This is a genomic window from Xanthomonas populi, assembly GCF_002940065.1.
GTDB classification, from domain to species: domain Bacteria; phylum Pseudomonadota; class Gammaproteobacteria; order Xanthomonadales; family Xanthomonadaceae; genus Xanthomonas; species Xanthomonas populi.
Genome location: NZ_MDEJ01000212.1, coordinates 1 through 4,038 on the forward strand (window position 1 = coordinate 1; position 4,038 = coordinate 4,038).

Annotated in this window: 3 protein-coding genes and 2 pseudogenes; 2 read left to right on the forward strand and 3 right to left on the reverse strand. The window is 63.8% G+C overall.

The window, feature by feature from the left end:
- Positions 1-144: 144 nt before the first annotated feature.
- Together XpopCFBP1817_RS19740 and phhA are read right to left on the reverse strand one after the other, a co-directional pair.
- Positions 145-789 carry a DMP19 family protein gene (locus XpopCFBP1817_RS19740; protein ID WP_128418382.1) on the reverse strand — a complete coding sequence of 215 codons (645 nt, stop codon included), beginning with the start codon at positions 787-789 and terminating at the stop codon, positions 145-147.
- A 92-nt stretch (positions 790-881) separates the two neighbouring features.
- Positions 882-1,772 carry a phenylalanine 4-monooxygenase gene (gene phhA / locus XpopCFBP1817_RS19745; protein WP_128418383.1) on the reverse strand — a complete coding sequence of 297 codons (891 nt, stop codon included), beginning with the start codon at positions 1,770-1,772 and terminating at the stop codon, positions 882-884.
- A 127-nt stretch (positions 1,773-1,899) separates the two neighbouring features.
- On the opposite strand from phhA, the gene XpopCFBP1817_RS19750 reads away from it, so the two are divergent.
- Both XpopCFBP1817_RS19750 and XpopCFBP1817_RS19755 read left to right on the forward strand, forming a co-directional pair.
- On the forward strand, positions 1,900-2,382 hold the full coding sequence (locus XpopCFBP1817_RS19750; protein ID WP_128418384.1) for an Lrp/AsnC family transcriptional regulator: 483 nt from the start codon (positions 1,900-1,902) through the stop codon (positions 2,380-2,382).
- Between the two features lie 304 nt (positions 2,383-2,686).
- A pseudogene (locus XpopCFBP1817_RS19755) lies at positions 2,687-3,454 on the forward strand (TonB-dependent siderophore receptor); the annotation flags it as partial.
- On the opposite strand, the pseudogene XpopCFBP1817_RS19760 reads toward XpopCFBP1817_RS19755, so the two are convergent.
- A pseudogene (locus tag XpopCFBP1817_RS19760) lies at positions 3,433-4,038 on the reverse strand (integrase core domain-containing protein); the annotation flags it as partial. The pseudogenes XpopCFBP1817_RS19755 and XpopCFBP1817_RS19760 overlap by 22 nt on opposite strands.

Below are 4,038 nucleotides of genomic sequence, written 5' to 3' on the forward strand. Positions count from 1 at the left end.
TCATGTCTGTCGTTCTCCGCTGGCAGGGCGTCAAGTCAATGATGGCAGATTGCTGGGGTTTTTAGAGGCTCCTTTGATTTTGTATCTGGCCGGCATGCTAGTTCAGGTGTTACGCGTTGTCGTCAGCGCGCGCACCTGCACAGCTCAGGCCTTATCCACCCCGTAATGCGTCAGCCCCAACCGCGCCAGGTCGCCTGAGCGGCGGTAATAGACCTCTTGCCAGCCATCTACGCGTTGGCGGTCGGTCTCGTTCATGGCGTCGAGAATGTCTTCGATGCTTAGCAGATTCGGGTCTTCTTCCAGGCGCTCGAACACCGCGCCCAGGCCTTCGATCGCCTGCCGCGTCTGCGCTGCGCCCATCGCCGTCAGCGCTTGCAGCGCGTAAGTGCGCGTGGTGGCGTCCCAGCGGTCGAAGTAGCGGGCGTAGCCGCTGTCGGCCATGTCTGCGTCCAGCCGTGCCAGCGCGACCAGCTCGCGCTCGCCCGGCGATAAGGCATCCATGCGTCCGCGTAGCGAGGTCAGTTTGGTTTGCGCGCGTGCGCTGCGGCGGCGCCACAACAACTCGGGCATGTTGAGCAGCCCGTCTGCTGTCGGTGGCGCCACCGCAGGCCAGTTCACGCCGAAGCCGTCGTCGGTGATCTGCCACTGCGCGCGCTGCGGCGGCGCTGCCTTGAGCAACAGCCGATGCGCCTGGATGGGCTCGTCGATGCGGATGCCGTTGGCCAGGGTAAATAGCAGGCGGGTGTCGTCCAACTCCAAGCGCCGGATGCGTAGCTGCGTCAGGTCCATTGAGCGAAGGCGATGTGGGGACGTTTGACCTTAGTCCGCGTTGGCGGTGCTGTCGAGTCGGTGCAGCGATCCTGCACCGATCCAGGCATCGCTCACACGTCGCCGTCGCGACTCCAGCCTTCGCCGGTGCCGCGCTGAAGCACCCGATCGGTGTCCAGCACGTCGCCGGCCGGCACCTGCGCCTGCTGCGCAAGATCGGCATAGATCGGGGTGAAATCTGGCGCGGTGGCGCGCATCAACTGCGCAAAGCTGTCGATGACGAAATAGGTCCTCTGAAAGCTGTCGATGCGGTAGCGCGTGCGCATGCTGCGTTGCAGGTCGAAGCCGATCCGGTTGGGCGCCGGCGATTCCAGCGAATGCAGCGATTCGCCCTTCGACGACACGATGCCGGCACCGAAGATGCGCAGCCCCTGCGGGGTGGCGATCAGGCCGAATTCCACCGTATACCAATACAGGCGCGTGAGGTTTTGCAGCGCATCGGCGCCGATGCAGTGCGCCTTGACCCCGCCACGCCCATAGGCCTGCATGAAGTCGGCAAACAACGGATTCATCAGCAGCGGCACGTGCCCGAACAGGTCATGGAACAGGTCCGGTTCGGCGATGTAATCGATCTGATCCGGGCGGCGGATCCACCACGTCACCGGGAAGCGCTGGTTGGCCAGATGCTCGAAGAAATCCAGCTCCGGCAGCAGGCCCTGCACGCCGACCAGCGTCCAGCCGGTGGCCGCCTGCAGCACCGCATTGAGCGCATCGAAACGCGGAATGTGCGTGTCGTCCATGCCCATCGCATCCTGCGCTTGCAGGAATTCGTCGCAGGCGCGGCCGACCAGCAACGCGCGCTGACGGCGATACAAGGTGCCCCAGGTGGCGTGGTCGTCGGCGCTGTAGCCATCCCACGGTTGCTCGACCACGGAGGTGGTGTAGACCGGCACATAGCCCTTGTCGGTGAGCTGATTCTCGACGCGTTGCGGTGCGGTGTTCATGCGGCGGCAGGTCCCGATGATCAGCGCTCACCTTAGCCCGATGGCCGCGCAACGGGATTGCGAATCTTGCGTGCTGAATGCTCTGGAGCGCAAGATTCGTGCGTCTTTCTCTGCTGCTGCGCAACATATGGATCAACCAATCGCCCTGGACCGCACCGATCTACGCCTGCTGGCCCTGCTGCAGACGCAGGGGCGCAGCAGCAATGCGGAGTTGGCGGTCCAGGTCAATCTGTCGGCCTCGGCCTGCCTGCGTCGCACCCAGCGGCTGGAGGCGGCCGGCATCATCGCCGGCTACGGCGCGCGCCTGGATGCCAAGGCGCTGGGGCTGGGGTTGCAGGCCTTCGTGCGGGTGCAGCTGGAGCAGCATGGCCAGGCCGATATCGAACATTTCGCCGCTGGCGTGCGCGGCTGGGACGAGGTCGTGGCCTGTTGGGCACTCACCGGCGATATGGATTATCTGCTGCAGGTGCAGGTGCGCGATCTGGAGCATTTCTCGCGGTTTCTGCTCGATCGATTGCTTAACGCGACCGGCGTTTCCGACGTCAATTCCAGCTTCGTGCTGCGCACCGTCAAGGCACCGGAAGGCCTGCCGTTGTCGCATCTGGCGTAAGCCAGTTGCGGATCTTGCAGGACCACCCGGCAGGGCAACAGGCGTCGGCAGACGGATGGTGTGTTGTTCAATCCCAGAACACGCAACCCCTGATCGTCGAGCGCCGCGTCGCTTTGTGCGCTTGTTCAACAAATGATGCCGATTTACATTTACGCAACATCAGGCCGCGTCCGGCCAAGTCTTCATTTCGTCGATCCGCCAGCCCGGCAGGGCCAGCCAGCCCGTCGCCCGAGTTGGAAGCTGACGCGTGCCTGCAGCTTTCTCACGCGGGAACTTCCGCCCGCACCGATCGATGAGACCTCCGATGCCTGCTGTTTTCACTCCTCTGGCCACGCTGTCCGCCGCCTTGCTGTGCGCGCTAGCGATGCTGCCTTGCGCTGCTCACGCTGCCGATGCCGATGCCGATGCCGCAACCAGCGCCAAGACGCTGGACCAGGTCAGCCTCAACGGCGCGGTGAGCCGCGCGCAGCCGGCTACCACCACACGGCTGCCGCTGACCTTGCAGGAAACACCGCAGTCGGTGAGCGTGATCGGGCTGCAGCGGCTGGAAGAGCAATCGCTTTTCAGCATCGACGATGTGATGCGCAATGTCACCGGCGTCAACGTGTCGTTCTACGACACCCAGCGGCCGCTGTATTTCGTGCGCGGTTTCAGATCACCGACTTCCAGGTCGATGGCCTGCCCACCTACAGCGGTTCCACCAACCAGGAATACGACACGGTCTTTTACGACCGCATCGAGGTGAATCCGCAGCGCCAATGGCCTGCTCACCGGCGCGGGCATTCCCACGGCCACTGTCAACCTGCTGCGCAAGCGCCCGGGTAAGGACTTCGACGCGTCGTTCGCGGTCAGCGCAGGCACCTGGGATTTCCGCCGCATGCAGGCCGACGTCAATGCACCGCTGGCCGAAGACGGGCGCTTTCGCAGCCGTGTGGTGGTGGCCTGGCAGGACCGCGATTACTCCTACGACCGTTACCACGACAACAAGATGTCGGGCATGGCGGTGCTGGAAGGGGATCTGACCGACAACACCACGCTCACCGTGGGTTATCAGCGGCAGCGACGTCCCCCGCCCTGAGTAGCGGCCGGGTTTAGAGTCCGGGGGGGAATGATATCGGTGTTGGCAAGATGTTGGGCATAAGCGGATGGCGTCATGCCGCCGATTGCTTTTTTGGGTCGGTCCTCGTTGTCTTCGCGTCGCCAGCGTTCGATCTCGGTGCGTGCATGCAGCAGCGTTGGGAACCAGTGCTCGTTGAGGCATGCGTCGCGTAGTCGGCCGTTGAGCGATTCAACGTAGGCGTTCTGGTTCGGTTTGCCAGACTGGATCAGCCGTAGCTGCACACCACGGGCATGCGCTCAAGCGACCATCGCCTTGCCGCAAAATTCCTTGCTGTTGTGCCCCTAGGGCAGGCTTCGCGCTCGGTACGGATCACCTTCGGCAAACCGCGACTGTGCGCCAGCCGGTCCAGCACGCACACCACGCCATGGCCCGAGATCGCGCGCTCCACGTCGATGGCAACCGTTTCATGCGTTGCGTCGTACACGATCACCAGACACTGATCGTCCGGCCTTCGCAGTGCGGTCGAACAAAAAGTCCATCGACCACACCTGGTTGGCCTGCGCCGGCCGCAACAGCTGCTGACGCTCGCCCACCGG

What these genes read in the sequence shown, in the direction of transcription:
- XpopCFBP1817_RS19740 (WP_128418382.1), bottom strand. Translation starts at nt 789, where the DNA reads ATGGACCTGACGCAGCTACGCATCCGGCGCTTGGAGTTGGACGACACC.
- phhA (WP_128418383.1), bottom strand. Translation starts at nt 1,772, where the DNA reads ATGAACACCGCACCGCAACGCGTCGAGAATCAGCTCACCGACAAGGGC.
- XpopCFBP1817_RS19750 (WP_128418384.1), top strand. Translation starts at nt 1,900, where the DNA reads ATGGATCAACCAATCGCCCTGGACCGCACCGATCTACGCCTGCTGGCC.